Raw genomic sequence first — 17,674 nt, forward strand, 5'->3', positions numbered from 1 at the left:
TGAGCGGAGCCGACTCGCTGAGGCGCGAACGGGTAGTCGATGCGCCTACTGGGCGGTCGTCCATGCCGTTGTGACCCCGATGTTATTGACCTGGATGCCAGCCTTTAATGCCATGAAGATCATCTCTTGCTCCGGGACTCTGGCAACCGGCAATTGAATTCGAAACGCCGTGCCAATACCTGGCTGGCTCTCCACCTCAATGCTTCCGCCCGCAGCGCGGATCAGATTGTAGACCACGGTAAGACCTATGCCGGTGCCGCTGCCGACCGGCTTGGTCGTGAAGAAGGGTTCGAAAATCCGTTTCTTCATTTCCTCGGCCATGCCGATTCCGTTGTCTCGCAATGTAAGGCTGACGGTGGCCGCATCCGAAGGTGCGACGATCACCTCGAACAGGCCTCCCTCTGGCATCGCGTCACGCGCGTTGGAGGCTATGTTCAAGATGGCCAGTTCGAACTGACTGAGATCGAATTCGATATACAGGGGGGCTTCGTTGGCCTGGATGGCCAAATGCACCGAAGATGGAAACATCTGGCGCAGCATCGATTGCAGATCCTGGACAGCCTCCACTACATCGAAAGTCTCGACTTGCGTGGTGTCTCGGCGGCTGAAGTTGAGCAGCTTTCGGCTGATGGAATCGGCACGTCTCGCCGCCAACTCGACGCCAAGTAGTGCATGAGCCAACGCCACCGCATCGACTCCACGTTCCGCTTCTGGTTCGTCGAGGCGATGGCGCTCCCGGGCAAAACCAAGGACGATGCCGAGCACGTTATTGAAATCGTGCGCGATCCCCTGGGCCAGCTGGCCGATGGCATCCATTTTTTGAGAGTGAAGCAACTGCTCCTGGGTACGCTCGCGTTCCAGCATCTCGAGCTGCAGCTTTTGTCCCCGCATCTCTGATTCGGCCAGCGCCTCGCGCAGGGCGCCGATACTTCGATCGAGGATGATCGCAATCAGTGCATAGCCGAATGTGTGGAACAGCAGGTGGTGGTAAGCGGAAAAGATCGTCTTTGCATCACCCGTTCCGTTCAGATAATCGGTGGTCATGCCTGCGGCAAGGATGACCAGAATGGATACATAGATGGTCCAGAGCGCCCGTCGCCCAAGCATCAGGCCGCCCAATGCGAGCGACATGATCAACAGTGCATCGCCCGGAGTCACCTTGTAGCCAAACGCGGCAAACGCGACCAGGCCGGAGATCAGCTGGGTGGCAAGGAACTGCTTGACGGCCTGCCGGAACCTGCCGATGCGAATCAAATAGACGCCTAACCAGGCGGCCACGGTTATCGCCAGATCGGTTCCCAGATCTACCGCAATGGAAACGCCCTTTCCCATGGCCGCCTTTTCGAAGAAGGCGGTCGTCATGTACTGCCATTCGGAGGCCAGCAAATAGATCTTGATCAGCGGCGTTCGCAAGCCCTGGTAGGCCAATAGCAATTGCATGAAGACCGCATTGCGGCGGTCAACCGGGTCGCTGATGGGTACGCGCCTCAGCCAGGCTTTCAAGCGTTGCCACATGGGAGTTCTCGATGCCGAGGCTGGCTCGGGTAGTTATGGGCCGGAGGCTGTCGGCGGCCAGAGCAAGGTGATGGCTGGTTCGTATGACGCAGAGGAATCCACAAGGCAAACATGTTGATTGGTGAGATTTTGTAAGTCGAGGGAAATTATTGTGCGTGACGGTGAACAGTCTGTTCCTCTAGCTTCGCGAAATACCCATGCATGTCACCTGCGTGTCATCGCCGCGTAGCCGTGGGTAAGGGGGCACGTGACGAATCGTCGAGGCTGGATCGCTTTCTGTGATCTGGCGTGGACTTTAGCGTGTTCGTCCCTGTTTCACTAAGCAGTCACAAGCGCGCACTACGCTCTGACGCCATCGAGTTGCCGCAAGCCTGCTTCGGCGATGATTGCCGGAGGAGGCGTGATGCCTGAAAAGCAAGGCGCGTGGTCTGCGTTGTTTGCGGAGAAGGGAGCAGCATTGAGCAGCTATTTTCTGCGCCGGGTGAGGCATCGATGGGATGCTCAGGATCTGGTGCAGGAAGTGTATCTGCGGCTGCTACGCATCGAGCCTGCTGACGCGGCGGGCATTCGCAACCCTGAAGCCTATCTTTTCACCGTCGCCGCCAATCTGATCAAGGAGCACGCTGTGCTTCGACAGCAGTTGCCAGTGGGCAGCGATGGCCTGGACGAGGTGATGGAGCGACTGAGCGCGCCTTCCAGCGCCGAAGCTGAGTTTGACCGGGCGTTGCGCCGTCAACGATTGGGCGATCTCATTGAACGGCTTCCGCCAAAATGCAGGGCGGTCCTCGTACTGCACTATCGTGATGAGCTGTCGTATCGTGAAATTGCCGAGCGACTATCGATATCTACCCACATGGTGAAAAAATACATCGTGAAGGGACTGGCGGCATGCCGGCAAAGGATGGCCGACTATGAATAAGCCCAGGCATTTCGAAGACGCGAACCATGCGCGCCGAATCACCGAGCAGGCTGCCAGCTGGTATCTCGAACAACAGGATGAGCCCAGTGAGCGCCAGCGCGCCGCATTTCTTGCCTGGCTGCGCGCATCGCCTGCACACGTGGCTGAGTACTTGGCCATCGCACAAATGCATGGGGACCTCAAAGCTGCCGCGTCGCTACAGATGGATAGCGCGGGTGCGCTGATAGAGCGGGCGGCCCGGGAGAATCCCGTCGTGATGTTTCCGAAGGTCGCCGTCGATGCGCCTCGCGACCCAGTGCGACCTTCATCCGGGCTCCGCCGCCTCACGCGCCCGGCAGCCGGCGCCATCGCTGCGGTTGCCGTGGCGCTGCTGGTGTTGCTGGGCGTGGCACGTTGGAACACGCTGCGCCAGGTAGAGGCGCAGAGCTATGTCGCAGGTGCCGACTCGGTGCGGGCAGTCAAGCTGTCGGATGGAACGCTGGTCCAGATGGGTCGGGGCAGCAGTATCGATGTCCATTTCGACGCGCGCTACCGGCGCATCGAGGTAGTTCGGGGCCAAGCCTTGTTCGACGTCGGCAAGGATCCCGCTCGGCCGATGTTCGTGAGGGTAGGTGGACATGTGCTGCAGGACATCGGCACGGTTTTCGATGTCAATCGTGATGCGGAAGGAGACACGTTGACGGTCATCAGTGGCCGAGTCCGCGTCTTGCTCGCATCGCGCACGGGGACGGGTAAGGATGCGATCGGCACGGACGCTCCATTGATCGGTGGCGACGCAATGGCCGATCTGATTTCCGGCCAACAGGTCGAGTTGAGCGCTTCCGGTGTGGGGACGGTCGAGGCGGCGAAGATAGAACAGGCTACGGCCTGGTTGCCGGAAGATATTCGCTTCCATCGCGAAACCGTTGGGGACGTCGCGCGGCGATTCAACGCTTACACCACGCGGCCGCTGGTGATAGAGGATGAGCGCATCGCCAGTATGCGCATCAGCGGCGTCTTTCACGCCAACAACCCCCATGCATTCATCACCTACCTGGCGACGCTGCCGGATGTTCGCATCGAGCAGGATGGCGAGCGCGTGCGCGTCGTCGCCTCGTCGAGCCATGGCGCCGTCCAGGCTGGAAGGCTGTAAGAAAAAATTCATCGAATGAGCGGTACCCGGTTGTGGCCAAGTTGACTCTTAGATGGGTATCGGCCAGCACGCGGCGCATCAAGCGTCGGTGCTTGCCATGACGTCTAACCCATCAAGGCCACCACCGACATGCGCAATCGTCTTGCTCTTCACATCGCCTTCGTCCTCGCGGGCAGTATCCCGTGGGTGGCATTCGCCGATGCACCCGCGGCAGTACCGCACACTTCGGCCATTGCGGCCATGCCGCTTTCTCAGGCGCTGGACCGCTTTTCCCGCGAAGCGGGCATGCAGATTGTTTATGGCGCGGAGATAGCCGACAGCATACGCAGCCCAGGCGCCGACGCTGGCTTGCCCGCCGAGCAGCAGTTGCGTCAATTGCTGGCTGGTACCGGGCTTACCTATCGCTTCATCACGCCGAACACGGTCACGATCGTCCCGGGAAACGTATCAGCCAATGCGGGCAAGCCGGCCGCCGCTGCGGCGACGATGGCCGATAACAAGGCAACCGATCCAGGCGCAAGCAATCCGCCTGTTTCCAATGATGGAAAAAGCGCCAAAGACCTCGCGCAGGTCGTCGTCACCGGACGATCCGGTGTGGATGTGCGCACGAAGGCGCAAACGAGCTATTCGATCACGACGATCGATGAAGACCGACTGCGCATGCAGGCCCCCACCAGCGTGACCGAGGCAATGAAGTCCGTGCCGGGGTTCTGGGTCGAATCGTCAGGCGGCGAAGCGAGCGGCAACATTCGTGCGCGCGGCATCCCGGTGGACGGGTATGGCTCGGTGAATCTGCTTGAGGACGGCATCCCGGTGCAGCACGACCCTGCGTTGGGTTATCTGAACGCCGACCAGGTGTTTCGCCTTGATGAAACCATCGACCGTATTGAGGTCGTCCGCGGCGGTCCGTCCTCGATCTTCTATTCCAATGCACCGGCCGGCGCGATCAACTTCATTCCGCGTCAGGTCGGCGATACGGCGGAGGGCCTGGTCAAGTACACCGTCGGCAACTACAGCTTGAATCGCCTGGACTTCTGGTATGGGACGCCGATCGGCAACGGCTGGAAACTGAGTGCCGGCGGCTTCTACCGGATCGACAACGGCATCCGCAGCCCGGGGTTTACCAATGACCAGGGCGGCCAGCTGCGCGCGACACTGTCGCGTACGTTCGAAAACGGCGACATCAGTTTCGACGTGAAGCATATGGACGACAAGGTGGCGCTGGATCTCGGCATCCCCATGTATCGCAACACCAGCGGCAATATCGTTGCCGTGCCGGGCTTCAACGGCAACTACGGCACCCTGGCCGGTCCCGATACGCGACACGTCACGATGCTGCAAGGCGACGGCAGCTCGTACAACTTCGACAATAGCCTGGGCACGGACGTCAAGCGCACGCAATTCACGGTGAAATTCGACTACAACCTGGGTGACGACTGGAAGCTCGCCGAGAACCTTCGCTACAGCGATACCGACACCCAGCGCAACGGTGTGTATCCGAATGCGGTGGAGACGGCGACGGCCTTCCTGGCCTCGGCGAAGGCAAGGTTGGCCCAGTACTATCCGACCGCCAGCGGCATGCAGCTGCAATACGTCAATGCGCCGAATCAGGTGTTCAACAACGCCAACCAGAACGGCAACGGTCTGGTCGTCATCGGCGGCCTGCGCGGCATCACGATGCCCATGAACGAGTTCACCAGCGATACGCGCCTGATGCGCAAGTTCGAGTTCGGTGATCAGGTTCACGATGTTTCGTTCGGTTATTACTACGCGCGCTTCAACCAGAGCTTCGATCGCTACTCCTCCACGGCGCTGCTGGACGCGACCAATAATGCGCGTCTGCTGAACCTCGTCGCCCTGGATGCGGCGGGCAATCCCTTGGGCACGCTGACCAACAACGGCATCTACAACTACGGTTATGAGTGGGCGCACGCCAAGGGCACGTCCACGACGAATGCGTTCTACGTCTCGGATGAGTGGCAGGTCACCGACAAGTTGCGCATCGACGGCGGCGCGCGCTGGGAGAAGGTCAATACCGCGGGTTGGACCGAGTTGCCGAAGACGGTCAACCTGGGCACGCCGGCAAGCTCGCAGATCATCACCGGCAGCGGCCAATTCGTGGACTACGACCACAGTTTCAACAAACTCGGCTGGACGCTCGGCGCCAACTATCAGTTCAGCGACCGCCAGGGCGTGTTCGCGCGATACACGTCGACGTTTCGCTTGCCGAACCTGAGTTCGTACATCACCACACCCACCGCGACGCCGATCACGCAGACCATGGTGCTGCCCGAGATCGGCTACAAGTACAGCGATCGCTACCTCGATGCCTACGCGACGTTGTTCTACACGAAGTACAACAATGTCTCGTTCAGCAACTACGTGTTCAATGCCAATACGGGTGTGTCGACGCCGGAAACGGGCTATGCCAATACCGAGACCTATGGCTTGGAGCTCGAGGGCACGTTCTACCCGTCGCAGCTGTTCGACGTGCAGTACACCGCGACGCTGCAGGACCCCAAGTACAAGGGCCTGAGCTATACGACGGTAGTCGCCGGTGCGCCGGTCTTGCTCGACTACGATGACAATCAGCTGATTCGCGTGCCGAAGAACAGCTTCCGCGTCGTGCCGGGCTTCAACTTGCTGGGCAACGCGCTGCGCTTGCAGATGACCTACGAGTACGAGGGCAAGCGCTATGTCGATACCGCCAACTCGGTGATCCTGCCGCAATACCACACGATCGGTTTCAGCGCCCGCTATCAGGCCACGCCGGAGTTGTCGTTCTTCTTGTATGCCGACAATCTCAACAACTCCCTGGGCCTGACCGAAGGCAATCCGCGCGCAGGCGAGTTGGCCAGCAGCGACGCGGGCAAAGGTGTGTTTATCGCTCGTCCGCTATTGGGCCGTTCGTTCCGCGCATCCGTGATGTATCGGTTCTGATGATATCGCGCGCCGTCCCGTGCACCGCGTTTGCGGATGGTGTACGGGATGGCAGGGGATTCCCCGTTGAGGGTTGCATCATGGGTGAACAATTACGTCGTTGCTGGTGTCTCCTGGGATTCGCCCTGAGCTTGGCGATGTGGCTTCCGGCGCGTGCGGCCGAGCCCGCACCGGATCTCGTGCTTCATGGCCACCTCCAGGGCAACGACAATCACACCTATCGGGAAGTGCCGTTCGTTGTGCCCGCTGGGGTGAACCGCGTCACTGTGCAGTTCGACTACACCGGCCGCGCGGACCACACCACGGTGGACCTCGGCCTGTTGGGGCCGGGCGGCTTTGGTGCAGCGGATGGCTTTCGAGGGTGGAGTGGTGGCAGCAAACAGCTCTTTACGGTCAGTGCCACCGATGCGACGCCGTCATTCCATCCTGGTCCTGTTCGCGCGGGACGTTGGGCATTGCTGCTTGGGATTCCCAATATCCGTCCGACGTCCCGTGCCGACTACACGGCCAAGATCTGGTTCGGTCATCCCGGCGATCCCGCATGGATGCCTGCCGTACTGAACCCCCCGCTCCGACATGAGGCTGGGTGGTATCGGGGCGATTTGCATATGCACGGTGCGCACAGCGATGGAAGCTGCGCCAGCCAGAGCGGTGCGCAACGGGTACCGTGTCCGCTGTTTTTTACGGCGCAGCGAGCGGTTGATCGCGGCCTGGACTTCATTGCCCTGAGCGACCACAACACGGTATCGCAGATGAACGATATCCGTGAGTTGCAGGGGTACTTTGACCGCCTTCTGATGATTCCCGCGCGCGAGGTGACCACGTTCCAGGGTCACGCGAACCTGTTCGGCACCACCGAACCGGTCGATTTCCGCGTCGGAAGCGCTTCGGTTCCTGACTGGAATGCTTTACTGCGTCAGGTAGCCAGCATGCACGGATTGCTGTCGATTAATCATCCGATCCACCCGAACGACGAAACCTGCATGGGATGCGGCTGGACACCCACGGGGCCGGTTGACCTGCGAATGGTGCAGGCCATCGAGGCGGTCAACGGCGTCGACGCCATGCTGCCGGATTCTGGCATCCCGTTCTGGCAAGACCTGCTCAACCAGGGTTATCGCGTCACTGCCATTGGCGGTAGCGACAACCATGATGCAAAGCGCTCATTGGCGTTGACGGGAGGCGGCTTGATTGGAACACCCACGACCGCGGTGCATGCCAGCGAGCTGTCGATGGAGGCCATTCTCGCGGCTATTCGCGCCGGTCACGTGTTCATTGATGTGCAGGGAAGTCGCGATCGCCTGCTCGATGTGGTCGCCCAGGTTGATGATCGCAAGGCGGAGATGGGAGATGCGTTGGCAGCGCCGAGTGGTAGCACGGTGCAGGTGACCGTCAACGTTGGTGCCTTGGTCGGTGCCCACCTGGAGATGCTTGTTGATGGCAAGGTAGCGAACCCTGGGGGCGACCTCGCCATCCACGATGCCATGCAAACGGTGTCGTTCGACTGGCATAGCGATGGCCATAGACACTGGCTACGTTTCAACGTGCGTGGCGCTGGCGGGGAGTTGCTTCTGGTGGGCAACCCGGTCTATATCAATGGATGAATGAATAGCCAGCCCGTGCCATGGCACGATCGGCTGCACGCCAGAACCCATGGTCGGGTGTGCAGCCGCGCTGCGCCGCGCGGGAAACGTCTTTGCGACTAGCGGGCGGTCTTTCTCGCCGTGGTCTTTTTGCTTGCGCGCTTGGCGACCTTCCTGGGTGCTTTCTTCGCAGCCTTGGCTTTCTTGACGGGCGAGGGTGACTGCCCGGCGCCATCGATGAGGAGGCTTTCCACCGTCACGCCACGGCGCTTGAGCGCCTTCGAAAACCAGGTCGGCTGACGACCGCGGCCAGACCAGGTCTGTGTGGCATCGGAAGGGTCGCGGTACTTGGGAGCGACCGAGCCCTTGCCGCCTTTCTTGCCGGCGGCCTTCTTGCCGCGCGAGGGGTAAACGTCGTCCAGGCTAAGACCGCTGTTGGCCAGCAATGTATCGATTTTCTGCCTGACCGCCTGGACTTGCGTCGCATGGGCTTCCTGCATTTGCGCATTCGCGTTCGCGATGAGCGCCTGAAGTTCTTTCGGGGATAAGGTCTTGAGATCGATGGCCATGCGGATACCTTCGTTGGATTTTCTGGCTGAAGTCTAGGGCATGAGAGGCAGAGACGTGTAGATGACGAATGCGATGGTCATATCGGACTTCAGCGGATTTGTCATTGGGGATCAGGAATGATGATCGATAACAGCACGACGGTGTGCTGCAGCCATTGATGCTTGATGCCCGCACCCATCGGGAATGTAGGCATGAATAAGGTGCAATGGCTTACTCCGCTGCATGGACTTGACTGATGGCGCACGGATCTCGCGTGGTGGTCAGGGATGTCGCGTTCACACCGAAAGCGTGCGACCGCCATCGACTAGGATGATCTGCCCCGTCACAAACGTTGCGTCGCGCAGCAACCAAAGCACCGCGCCGGCAACATCCTCTGGCGAGCCGGCGCGTTGCAAAGGTGTGCGGGCCAGCATGGCTTGCTGATCGTCGTAAGGCTTGCCATCGCTGGGCCACATCACCGCGCCTGGCGCAACGCCATTCACGCGTATATCAGGGCCAAGGTCGAGCGCGAGTGAACGCGTCATGGCGGCCAAGGCGGCCTTGGCCATGCAATAGAGCGGATGCTTGGCGAGCGGACGTTCGGCGTAGATGTCCACCAGATTGACGATGGCACCTCGCGCTTCGCGTAATGCCGGCAACGCTGCCTGTGCAAGAAAGAAAGGTGCCTGCGCGTTGGAGGCGAACAACTCGTCCCATTGTGCGGGCGTCGCGCTGCCGACGGGGGTGGGGTAGAACGCGGAGGCGTTGTTGATCAGGGCATCGAGCCGACCAAAGCGGGTCAACACGCGTTCGATCATGCCGGGCAATGCATCGAGGTCGGCCAGCTCGGCCTGCACGAGATAAGTGCTGTCGCGACGTTGACTCTCGAGCGACGAGGCGAGCAATTCGGCCTCTGCCGCAGAACGGCGGTAGTGCAGGGCCAGGTCAAAGCCCGCTGCATGCAGTGTGCGGGCAATCACCGCGCCTACGCGCTTGCCGGCACCGGTGATTACGGCGACTGGACGCTCATGGCGTGGACTCATGCGTGGGCTCCTGCATAACGCGACGGAAGGCTGCGAGCTTGCCGCAAAGCGCGAGGTACGTCATCCCGTGGGCGTTCGGCGCGTCACCTTGTGTATCACGCGCCGGGCGAGACCGATCTTGGGAGTGGCCGGCTCGGTATCGGCGGCGGTGGTGTCGTCGGTTTCGATCGGCGCGCTGAACAAGGCGATGGTGGTACGCGCCACTTGCCCGGTGTCGTAGTAGGCATAGGCGCCCACGCCAACGGCACCCACCACCGGCAACCAGCGCGATATGCCGTTGCCGACCGCGCGTTGAGAAACCTTTACGCCCACGCGTTTGGCGACGCGAGCGGCAACGGTGTAGCCCATACGCCGGAACAGCACGCGATCGCCCACGCGCACCACCATGTCGCGGAACGCTTGTGCAGCGGTGTGGCGAAACAGGCACCAGAGCATTTGTTCCCGACCGAGCACCGAGTGCTGGCCGTACGCCGCCGCAATGTCGCTGACCATCTGCGCCTGAATCTTCCAGATGGCGATGAGCTCGGGTAGCACGGTGAGCCAGCCCAGCGGGCCTGGAGGCAAGGCCAATGAGCCAGCAGTAAGCGCTGCACGTCGGGCGGCACGACTGGCCAGGCTTCGCGCTTCGTTTTCCGGGTCCTTGCTGCCACTGACGTTGCTGTCGGGAATCTGGCTGACGAAATCCAGGATCGCCTGGGTCACCCGGCTGTGATCGCCGGGTTGGATGACCGTCGGAAGCTGGGAGGAGGGCTCAGGCATGTCGGCGACTATTCGCAGGTCACGGCATCTGCCGCAAGGTGACCCCAGTCTAGGCAATCGGCGTGAAAGCGGGCTGACCCCGGCGGGCCGGGCTTAACGCAGGATGTTGCGTTGCCATGCATGACTTCTGGGGCAGGCAACTACCGGGCTCAAGTGGCAATGTTATAACATATCAAAATAATAACTTTGCATTCCCGCCCGGAACCCTGATGAAACGATCTGTGCTTGCCTTGAGTCTTGCTGTCGCGCTGGGTGCAGTACCGGCTGCGTACGCCCAAACCAGTCCGAATACGGATGCCACCAGTGCGATCGCCAGTGGCAGTTCTGGCGGCGCCGATCCGGGCGGTACGCAAACGACGCCGGGCAAGGTTAAGCAGCTTGGTACGGTGGACGTGTCTGCTGCGCTCGACCAGTCGCGCAATGCCTTGTCGCCTGACACCGGCAGCAGCCAGTACGTGATCGACCAGAAGGCGATCCAGCAATTGCCGCTGGGCGATTCCACCCCGCTGAACCAGGTGCTGCTGCAGGCACCGGGCGTGGTGCAGGACTCCTTCGGCGGCCTGCATGTGCGCGGCGACCACGCCAACCTGCAGTACCGCATCAACGGCGTGATCATCCCCGAATCGATCTCCGGCTTCGGCCAGACCCTGGACGCGCGCACCATCCAGAGCATCAAGCTGCTCGACGGTGCGCTGCCGGCCCAATACGGCCTGCGCACCGCCGCCGTGGTGGATATCGAAACCAAGAGCGGCCCTGCGCTGGGCAACGGCGGCAGCGTCGGCATCACCGGTGGTTCGTTTGGCACCTTGAATCCGAATGCATCGCTATGGGGCAGCAGCGATCGCTGGAGTTGGTTCGTCACCGCCAATTACCTGGAGACCGATGTTGGTATCGAGAATCCGACGTCCAGCCGTAACCCGATCCACGACCATTCCAATCAGGTGAAGGGTTTCGGTGATATTTCCTATCTGATCGACAACGACACGCGCCTGAGCTTCATGTTCGGCGCGACCAATAATCGCTTCCAGGTTCCCAACAATCCGAACCAGACGCCGCAGTTCGGCTACCTGGATACGGTAAATTTTGACTCGGCCCAGCTCGACGAGCGCCAGCGTGAAACCACGCGATTCGGCGTGCTCTCGCTGCAGGGCAAGATTGGCCGCACCGACTACCAGGTGTCGGCGGGGCAGCGCTACAGCTCGGTCGGTTTTACGCCTGACGAAATCGGCGACCTGATGTTCAACGGGGTGGCCGCCACCATCGACCGCAACAACCGTGCGAACACCTTGCAGGCGGATTTTTCCACGCCGATGGGTGAAAGCCATACGGTGCGCTACGGTTTGTACGGTGAGTTCGAGCGCGGCAATATCAGCAACAACTCGCTGGTGTTTCCCGCCAACCCGGACGGCACGCAGTCCAGCACCACGCCCGTCGCCATCTACGACACCACGCGTCTGCTCGCGCGCACCTATTCGGCCTATCTGCAGGACGAATGGAGCATTGGCGACAAGTGGACCGTCAACTACGGCGTGCGCGGTGACCACTACGAGCTGTTCCGCAGCGAAAGCCAGCTTAGTCCGCGTGTTGGCCTGGTCTATCAGGCCACCGACAGCACCACCGTACACGCCGGTTATTCGCGCTACTTCACGCCGCCGGCCACCGAGGTGATCGACGACAGCAATATCGCGCGCTTCAACGGTACGACCAACCAATTGCCCGGCACCGGCAACAACCTGCCGCTGTCGGAGCGTTCCAATTACTACGATATCGGCGTGTCGCAGCAGGTCGGTTCCACGCTGACCCTGGGTATGGATGCCTACTATCGCCAGGTGCGTCGCCTGCAGGACGAAGGCCAGTTCGGCACGGCGCTGATCTACTCCAACTTCAACTACGACTTCGGCCGCGTCCGTGGGGTGGAATTCACCGCCAATTACGACAGCGGCCCGATTTCCGCGTACTTCAACGCCTCCGTGGGCCAGGCCTTGGGCAAGCGCGTGATCACGGGCCAGTACAACTTCAGTCCTGAAGAACTGGCCTACATCTACGACAACTGGATCCATCTCGACCACGACCAGAAGCTCACTTCGTCGGGCGGTATCACCTATTCGTTTACCGATACTACCCGCATCGGCGCCAATTACATCCTGGGTAGTGGCCTGCGTAGCACCGGAGCCAACGGCATTCCCAATGGCGAATCGCTGCCGTTCTACTTTCAGTTGAACCTCAACGTGGCCCATGACTTCACCTTCGGCAGCTTCGGCAAGGTGAAGACGCAGCTGGCCGTGCTCAACGCGCTGGACCGCACCTACGAGCTGCGCGATGGCACCGGCGTGGGCGTCGGCGCGCCGCAGTTTGGTCCGCGTCGGGGCGTGTACCTGAGCTTGCAGAAAGACTTCGATTTCTAAAGAGAAATTCGAGGTGCCCTAAAACCTGCTTAGCGCATCCCCGTCGTGGTCCTCACGGGATAGCGAAGGGGCATGCGTTATCCTTCGCGCGTTTCCCTCCAGGCAATGCGCATGTCTTCCCGACTCCCCGATCCCAGCGCCGACGAGCGCGCCCATTCCGACCGCCTGCTTACGCACCTGCGCGAAGCGATCGCCGCTCATGGTCCGATGCCGTTTGCGCAATACATGGAGCGTTGCCTGTACGCGCCGGGCCTGGGTTACTACAGCGCAGGCAAGACCAAGTTCGGCGAAGCGGGTGATTTCATCACTGCGCCTGAACTGGGTGAGCTGTTCGCGCGCTGCGTCGTCAACGTAGCGCTGCCGGTGCTTGAGCTGCTTGGCGATGACGCGGACTTCCTGGAACTCGGCGGCGGCAGCGGCGCCTTCGCCGAAGCCGCGCTCAAGTCAATGGCCGCCAAGGGCACCTTGCCGCGCAGCTATCTGATCCTCGAACCCAGTGCGGACCTGCGCGAGCGTCAGCGTGAACGACTTGCGCAGGTGCTGCCTGCGGACGTGTACGCCCGTGTGCAATGGTTGGATCGCCCGCCGGAAGAGGACTGGCGCGGCCTGTTGTTCGCCAACGAGGTGATCGATGCGTTGCCCACCACGCGCTTCGCGATGCGCGCGGGCGAGGTCTACGAGGAATATGTCGCGCTGGATGGCGAGGGTCGCCTGATGCGCGTGGATCGCCCCGCCGATGCCCTGGTGTCGGGGGCAGTGCGACATGTCGAGCGCGATATGGAGACCCGCTTCGCCGATGGCTATCGTTCGGAAGTCCTGCCTCAGTTGCCGTACTGGATTCAGGCCATTGCCGGCTCGCTGAGCGCCGGCATGATGCTGTTCGTCGACTACGGTTACGTGCGGCGGGAGTTTTATCTGCCGGAGCGAACCGATGGCACGTTGCGGGCCTACTACCGTCATCGCGCGCACAACGATCCGCTTTACCTGCCGGGCTTGAACGATCTCACCGCGTCGGTGGATTTCACCGCGCTGGCGGAGGCGGGCAACGGTGCCGGCTTTGGCGTGGCCAGCTATATGCCGCAGGCACCGTTTCTTATCGGCAGCGGCCTGCAAGAGGCCTTTGAGGCTGCCTATGAAGTTGCTGTGGATGAGCAGGCGCGCTATCGCCTCGCTCAGGAAGTGAAAAAGTTGACCTTGCCCGACGAGATGGGCGAACGGTTCCAGGCCATGATCTTCGTCCGCAACATGGACGTCGTGCCGTTGCCTGCCGAACTGCTGGAGGCGGATCAAGGCGATCGCCTGTAACGCCGACGTTCCAGCGGCACAAAAGAGCGGAGGCCGTGGCCTCCGCTTCGTCGCATGATTTACTGGATGCCCACGGGCGTCACGGGGCCGGCAGTGGCCGGCTGTACCGGCGTGCTGTCTTCCGGTCGCTTGAGCATCAGGCCACGTTTGAACGCGTACGCAGCGGTCTGGTAGTAAGCGGCGGCGTCATCGACCTGGCCCTGGTCGATCGGCGTACTGGGCACCGCGTCGCCGTTGTCGAAGTTCGGCCGCACCTGCTCAAACAGACGCTGCGGCTTCAGGATGCTCAATGCCTCACCGCGCAGATAGCCGAGTTTTTCATAGGTGGCGGGGAACGCACGTTCACGACCCGGCTCGAGCTGGAAGATATCCGCACCGAAGAAACGGCTGCGATAGCTGAAATTCAACATGCCCAGCACGGTCGGCATGATGTCGATCTGTGACATCTGGCGCGTCACCCGCTGCGGCGAGATGTATTTGGGTGCGTAGATCCACAGCGGGATGTGGTAACGGTTGATCGGCACGCTGGTGCGGCCAGCGCTGGAGGCGCAGTGGTCCGCCGTGATCACAAACACCGTGTCGTCGAAGTAGGGCTTGCTGCGCGCGCGCTTGATGAAGTCGGCGATGGACCAATCCGTGTAGGCGACGGCAGCCTCGCGCGTACCGTCCTTCTGCGGCACGCGGTTCGCCGGCACGGTGAACGGCCGGTGGTTCGAGGTGGTCATGATGTGCAGGAAGAATGGCTTGCCGGCTGCGTTGGCGCTGTCCATCTGCTTCAGTGCGAGCGTGTACAGATCCTCATCGGCCACGCCCCACACGTTTTCGTGATGGATCGTCTCACCCTTGGCGATGTCGTTGCGATCCACCGTGTGATAGCCGTTGTGGCTGAAGAAGTAGTTCATGTTGTCGAAGTAGCCGTAGCCACCGTAGACAAAGTCCGACTGATAGCCGCGGTCGTTGAACACGTTGGCCACCGAGAACAGGTTCTCGTTGTTGTGCGCCTTTACGATCGAATCGCCCGGCGTCGGCGGCACCGACAGCGACAGCGCCTCCAGGCCACGTACGGTGCGGGTGCCGTTGGCGTAGAGATTGTCGAAGAACATGCTCTGGCTGGTCAGCGCATCGAGGTTCGGCGTGATGTCTTTCTTGTTGCCGAATTCCTTGAGGAAGTCGGCGGACAGGCTTTCCACGCTGATCAGCACCACGTTGAGGTGTTTCTCCGGCCCGGCATGTCGGATCTCACGGGTCAGGTCCTGCGGATCGTTGCTGACATAAGTCGCCTCAGACGTCTTCATCAGGTCGCGAACACGAGAGAACGCCTGCTCCTGCGGCTGCGTGAGGTAGAAGCGCGAGTAGTCGAGGTGGCTGCTGCGAAACGCCGCGACGAATTCATAGACACCGTTGCCGGCGAGCTCGTTGACGTAGGCGTTATCGGAATGGTCCTTGTAAGTACCCTTGACGGCCACGGCCGTGACCACGGTGAGCGCCAGCCACACCAGCACCACCTTGCCGCGCTGCAGGAAGCCCGTGCCGCTGTCGCTCGCGCGCAATCCGCGCTTGCTGAGCCACACGATCACGACGGTGGCGAGGGCCAGCAGGCCGAGCCAGGTGCCAATCGGGTACGACTCGCGGATATTGCCGATGACCTCGGTGGTATAGACCAGATAGTCCACCGCGATGAAATTGAAGCGCGTGCCGAACTCGCCCCAGAACACCAGCTCGGAAGCGCCCACGAACATCAGCCAGCACAGCAGCACTGCAGCAAGCAGATAGAGCGCCCACTGGCCGGCGCGCGACACGTAGGCGCGCGGCGGCATCAGCCACAGGTACAGCACCAGGGGCCAGGCGATGTAGACGAAGGTGATCAGGTCATAGACCAGGCCGACGCCGAACGCATACGTCCAATAGAGCGGGTTGTGCGGCACGCCGCCGCCCGCCATGAACAGCAGGGCGATGCGGGTAAGCATGCCGATCAGCGCATAGCTGATGGCCAGCCAGCCCAAGGGGCGGAAACGCTGTCGCAGCGCAGAGGGCTGCTGGGGTGCAATCGACACGGATAGCTCCGGACAAGAAAGTGAAACGCCGGGCTACCGGGGGCGGTGCAGGCGACCCGCAGTTATGTATGCGAGGGGACCAACGAGCATAACAGGCGGGCTAAGCCCGTAAGTTTAGGGAAAGCCACCTTCCCGCGGGCTTTCGCCCTGACCGCCCGTTCAGCTAGCCGCCTGGCGGAGGCTGGCGATGGCCGCGATCCGGGCCGCTGTCAGGGCCTCGCCGATGGCGGGACCCTGTAGGCCCTGGGCGATAAAGGGCTCCGAACTCACGGCCGCGGCTGCGTCGCGCGCCCGCCGCAGGTACGTGGCCGACGGATAGGCGTCATCCGCATGCCCCAGCCGGCCGCGTTTGTCCGCCTCGCAGGCAGCAAGGAACAGGGCGAGGCGCTCGGGGCGGCGCAGCGCATCCAATGACGACAGCAGGCGCAGCACGGTGGCGGGCTTCAATTCGAACGCTCGATGGGCGTTGAGATGCTCGCGACAGACCTGTTCGGCCAGGGTGGCGTGTTCCGTCGGCACCCTGAGGCGCGCGACCAGGCGCTGGAGTGGCGCTACACCGGCATGCTCATGGCCAATATGACGCGGTAGCGCATCCACCGGCGTCAGCGCCTTGCCCAGGTCGTGGGTGAGCGCACAGAAGCCGACCACGTCGTTGCCGGGCGCGATGCGCGCCGCCATGTCCAGCACCATTTCCACATGCACGCCGGTATCGATTTCCGGATGGAACTCCGCGCGCTGCGGCACGCCATACAGCGCATCGATCTCGGGGAACAGCACGGCCAGCGCACCCGACTCGCGCAGCACACGCAGAAACGCCGAAGGCTGCGCTTCGGCGAGCGCCTTGCGCGTTTCCTGCCATACGCGTTCAGGCACGAGGTGATCGATTTCACCGTCGCGCACCATCTGCTGCATCAAGGCCATGGTGTCGGGCGCCACGGTGAAACCCAGCGGTGCAAAACGCGCGGCGAAGCGCGCCACGCGCAGCAGTCGCACCGGATCTTCCACGAAGGCTTGCGAGACATGCCGCAGCAGTCGCTGCTCAAGGTCGCGCGCGCCGTTGAATGGATCGACCAGCGCGCCATCTTCGGCCTCGGCCATTGCATTGATGGTGAGGTCGCGCCGCGCAAGGTCTTCTTCCAAGGTCACCGTGGGGTCGGCGTGAAAGGCAAAGCCGTGATAGCCGTGTCCGGTCTTGCGCTCAGTCCGCGCCAGCGCATATTCCTCGCCGGTTTGCGGGTGCAGGAAGACGGGGAAGTCCTTGCCGACAGGGCGATAGCCTTTGGCCAGCAAGTCCTCTGGGCGTGCACCCACGACGACGTGGTCGCGATCGACCAGGGGTTTGCCGAGGAGTTTGTCGCGGACGGCGCCGCCCACCAGGTAGATGTGCATGGATGGGATTCTGACATGAGGCGCGTCTGTGGCTGGGCGGATACGTGCCTGTCACGCCTGCGAACCTGCCATCCCAGCCCA

At 61.7% G+C, this 17,674-nt stretch carries 12 protein-coding genes; 6 read left to right on the forward strand and 6 right to left on the reverse strand.

Annotation, left to right across the window (positions count from 1 at the left end; all coding sequences use genetic code 11):
• Positions 1–45 precede the first annotated feature (45 nt).
• Positions 46–1,515, reverse strand: a complete 1,470-nt coding sequence (locus tag OUZ30_RS02360) for a sensor histidine kinase (protein WP_266180563.1) — start codon at positions 1,513–1,515, stop codon at positions 46–48.
• A 403-nt stretch (positions 1,516–1,918) separates the two neighbouring features.
• Here OUZ30_RS02360 and OUZ30_RS02365 point away from each other — a divergent pair, with 403 nt between their 5' ends.
• The 4 genes from OUZ30_RS02365 (at position 1,919) to OUZ30_RS02380 (ending at position 8,110) form a co-directional block, all read left to right on the forward strand.
• Positions 1,919–2,434, forward strand: coding sequence for an RNA polymerase sigma factor (locus OUZ30_RS02365; protein ID WP_266180564.1), 516 nt, complete (start codon positions 1,919–1,921; stop codon positions 2,432–2,434).
• Positions 2,427–3,566 carry a FecR family protein gene (locus OUZ30_RS02370; RefSeq protein WP_266180565.1) on the forward strand — a complete coding sequence of 380 codons (1,140 nt, stop codon included), beginning with the start codon at positions 2,427–2,429 and terminating at the stop codon, positions 3,564–3,566. The genes OUZ30_RS02365 and OUZ30_RS02370 overlap by 8 nt, the downstream gene beginning before the upstream one ends.
• Before the next feature lie 129 nt (positions 3,567–3,695).
• Positions 3,696–6,506 carry a TonB-dependent receptor gene (locus tag OUZ30_RS02375; RefSeq protein ID WP_266180566.1) on the forward strand — a complete coding sequence of 937 codons (2,811 nt, stop codon included), beginning with the start codon at positions 3,696–3,698 and terminating at the stop codon, positions 6,504–6,506.
• 80 nt (positions 6,507–6,586) lie between these two features.
• Complete coding sequence (locus OUZ30_RS02380) at positions 6,587–8,110, forward strand: CehA/McbA family metallohydrolase (RefSeq protein ID WP_266180567.1); 1,524 nt, start codon at positions 6,587–6,589, stop codon at positions 8,108–8,110.
• 98 nt (positions 8,111–8,208) lie between these two features.
• On the opposite strand, the gene OUZ30_RS02385 is transcribed toward OUZ30_RS02380, so the two are convergent.
• The 3 genes from OUZ30_RS02385 to OUZ30_RS02395 all read right to left on the reverse strand — a co-directional run bounded on the left by OUZ30_RS02385 (position 8,209) and on the right by OUZ30_RS02395 (position 10,440).
• The gene (locus OUZ30_RS02385) at positions 8,209–8,658 is read right to left on the reverse strand and encodes an H-NS histone family protein (protein ID WP_266180568.1); all 450 of its coding nucleotides are present in this window, start codon (positions 8,656–8,658) and stop codon (positions 8,209–8,211) included.
• Positions 8,659–8,934: 276 nt separating this feature from the next.
• Entirely contained in the window at positions 8,935–9,681 is a 747-nt protein-coding gene (locus tag OUZ30_RS02390; RefSeq protein WP_266180569.1) for a pteridine reductase, read from the reverse strand.
• Between the two features lie 60 nt (positions 9,682–9,741).
• Positions 9,742–10,440 (reverse strand): hypothetical protein, encoded by a 699-nt coding sequence (locus OUZ30_RS02395; RefSeq protein ID WP_266180570.1) that lies wholly within the window; start codon positions 10,438–10,440, stop codon positions 9,742–9,744.
• A gap of 209 nt (positions 10,441–10,649) precedes the next feature.
• Between OUZ30_RS02395 and OUZ30_RS02400 the strand changes: the two genes are divergently transcribed.
• Both OUZ30_RS02400 and OUZ30_RS02405 read left to right on the forward strand, forming a co-directional pair.
• On the forward strand, positions 10,650–12,845 hold the full coding sequence (locus OUZ30_RS02400) for a TonB-dependent receptor (protein ID WP_266180572.1): 2,196 nt from the start codon (positions 10,650–10,652) through the stop codon (positions 12,843–12,845).
• Between the two features lie 111 nt (positions 12,846–12,956).
• The gene (locus OUZ30_RS02405; RefSeq protein WP_266180573.1) at positions 12,957–14,150 is read left to right on the forward strand and encodes a class I SAM-dependent methyltransferase; all 1,194 of its coding nucleotides are present in this window, start codon (positions 12,957–12,959) and stop codon (positions 14,148–14,150) included.
• Between the two features lie 59 nt (positions 14,151–14,209).
• On the opposite strand, the gene OUZ30_RS02410 is transcribed toward OUZ30_RS02405, so the two are convergent.
• Both OUZ30_RS02410 and OUZ30_RS02415 read right to left on the reverse strand, forming a co-directional pair.
• Positions 14,210–16,117 carry an LTA synthase family protein gene (locus OUZ30_RS02410; protein WP_266183078.1) on the reverse strand — a complete coding sequence of 636 codons (1,908 nt, stop codon included), beginning with the start codon at positions 16,115–16,117 and terminating at the stop codon, positions 14,210–14,212.
• 246 nt (positions 16,118–16,363) lie between these two features.
• The gene (locus tag OUZ30_RS02415) at positions 16,364–17,593 is read right to left on the reverse strand and encodes a multifunctional CCA addition/repair protein (protein ID WP_266180574.1); all 1,230 of its coding nucleotides are present in this window, start codon (positions 17,591–17,593) and stop codon (positions 16,364–16,366) included.
• Between the last annotated feature and the right edge of the window lie 81 nt (positions 17,594–17,674).

The organism is Dyella humicola (assembly GCF_026283945.1).
GTDB lineage: Bacteria > Pseudomonadota > Gammaproteobacteria > Xanthomonadales > Rhodanobacteraceae > Dyella > Dyella humicola.

What these genes read in the sequence shown, in the direction of transcription:
- OUZ30_RS02360 (WP_266180563.1), bottom strand. Translation starts at nt 1,515, where the DNA reads ATGTGGCAACGCTTGAAAGCCTGGCTGAGGCGCGTACCCATCAGCGAC.
- OUZ30_RS02365 (WP_266180564.1), top strand. Translation starts at nt 1,919, where the DNA reads ATGCCTGAAAAGCAAGGCGCGTGGTCTGCGTTGTTTGCGGAGAAGGGA.
- OUZ30_RS02370 (WP_266180565.1), top strand. Translation starts at nt 2,427, where the DNA reads ATGAATAAGCCCAGGCATTTCGAAGACGCGAACCATGCGCGCCGAATC.
- OUZ30_RS02375 (WP_266180566.1), top strand. Translation starts at nt 3,696, where the DNA reads ATGCGCAATCGTCTTGCTCTTCACATCGCCTTCGTCCTCGCGGGCAGT.
- OUZ30_RS02380 (WP_266180567.1), top strand. Translation starts at nt 6,587, where the DNA reads ATGGGTGAACAATTACGTCGTTGCTGGTGTCTCCTGGGATTCGCCCTG.
- OUZ30_RS02385 (WP_266180568.1), bottom strand. Translation starts at nt 8,658, where the DNA reads ATGGCCATCGATCTCAAGACCTTATCCCCGAAAGAACTTCAGGCGCTC.
- OUZ30_RS02390 (WP_266180569.1), bottom strand. Translation starts at nt 9,681, where the DNA reads ATGAGTCCACGCCATGAGCGTCCAGTCGCCGTAATCACCGGTGCCGGC.
- OUZ30_RS02395 (WP_266180570.1), bottom strand. Translation starts at nt 10,440, where the DNA reads ATGCCTGAGCCCTCCTCCCAGCTTCCGACGGTCATCCAACCCGGCGAT.
- OUZ30_RS02400 (WP_266180572.1), top strand. Translation starts at nt 10,650, where the DNA reads ATGAAACGATCTGTGCTTGCCTTGAGTCTTGCTGTCGCGCTGGGTGCA.
- OUZ30_RS02405 (WP_266180573.1), top strand. Translation starts at nt 12,957, where the DNA reads ATGTCTTCCCGACTCCCCGATCCCAGCGCCGACGAGCGCGCCCATTCC.
- OUZ30_RS02410 (WP_266183078.1), bottom strand. Translation starts at nt 16,117, where the DNA reads ATGCTTACCCGCATCGCCCTGCTGTTCATGGCGGGCGGCGGCGTGCCG.
- OUZ30_RS02415 (WP_266180574.1), bottom strand. Translation starts at nt 17,593, where the DNA reads ATGCACATCTACCTGGTGGGCGGCGCCGTCCGCGACAAACTCCTCGGC.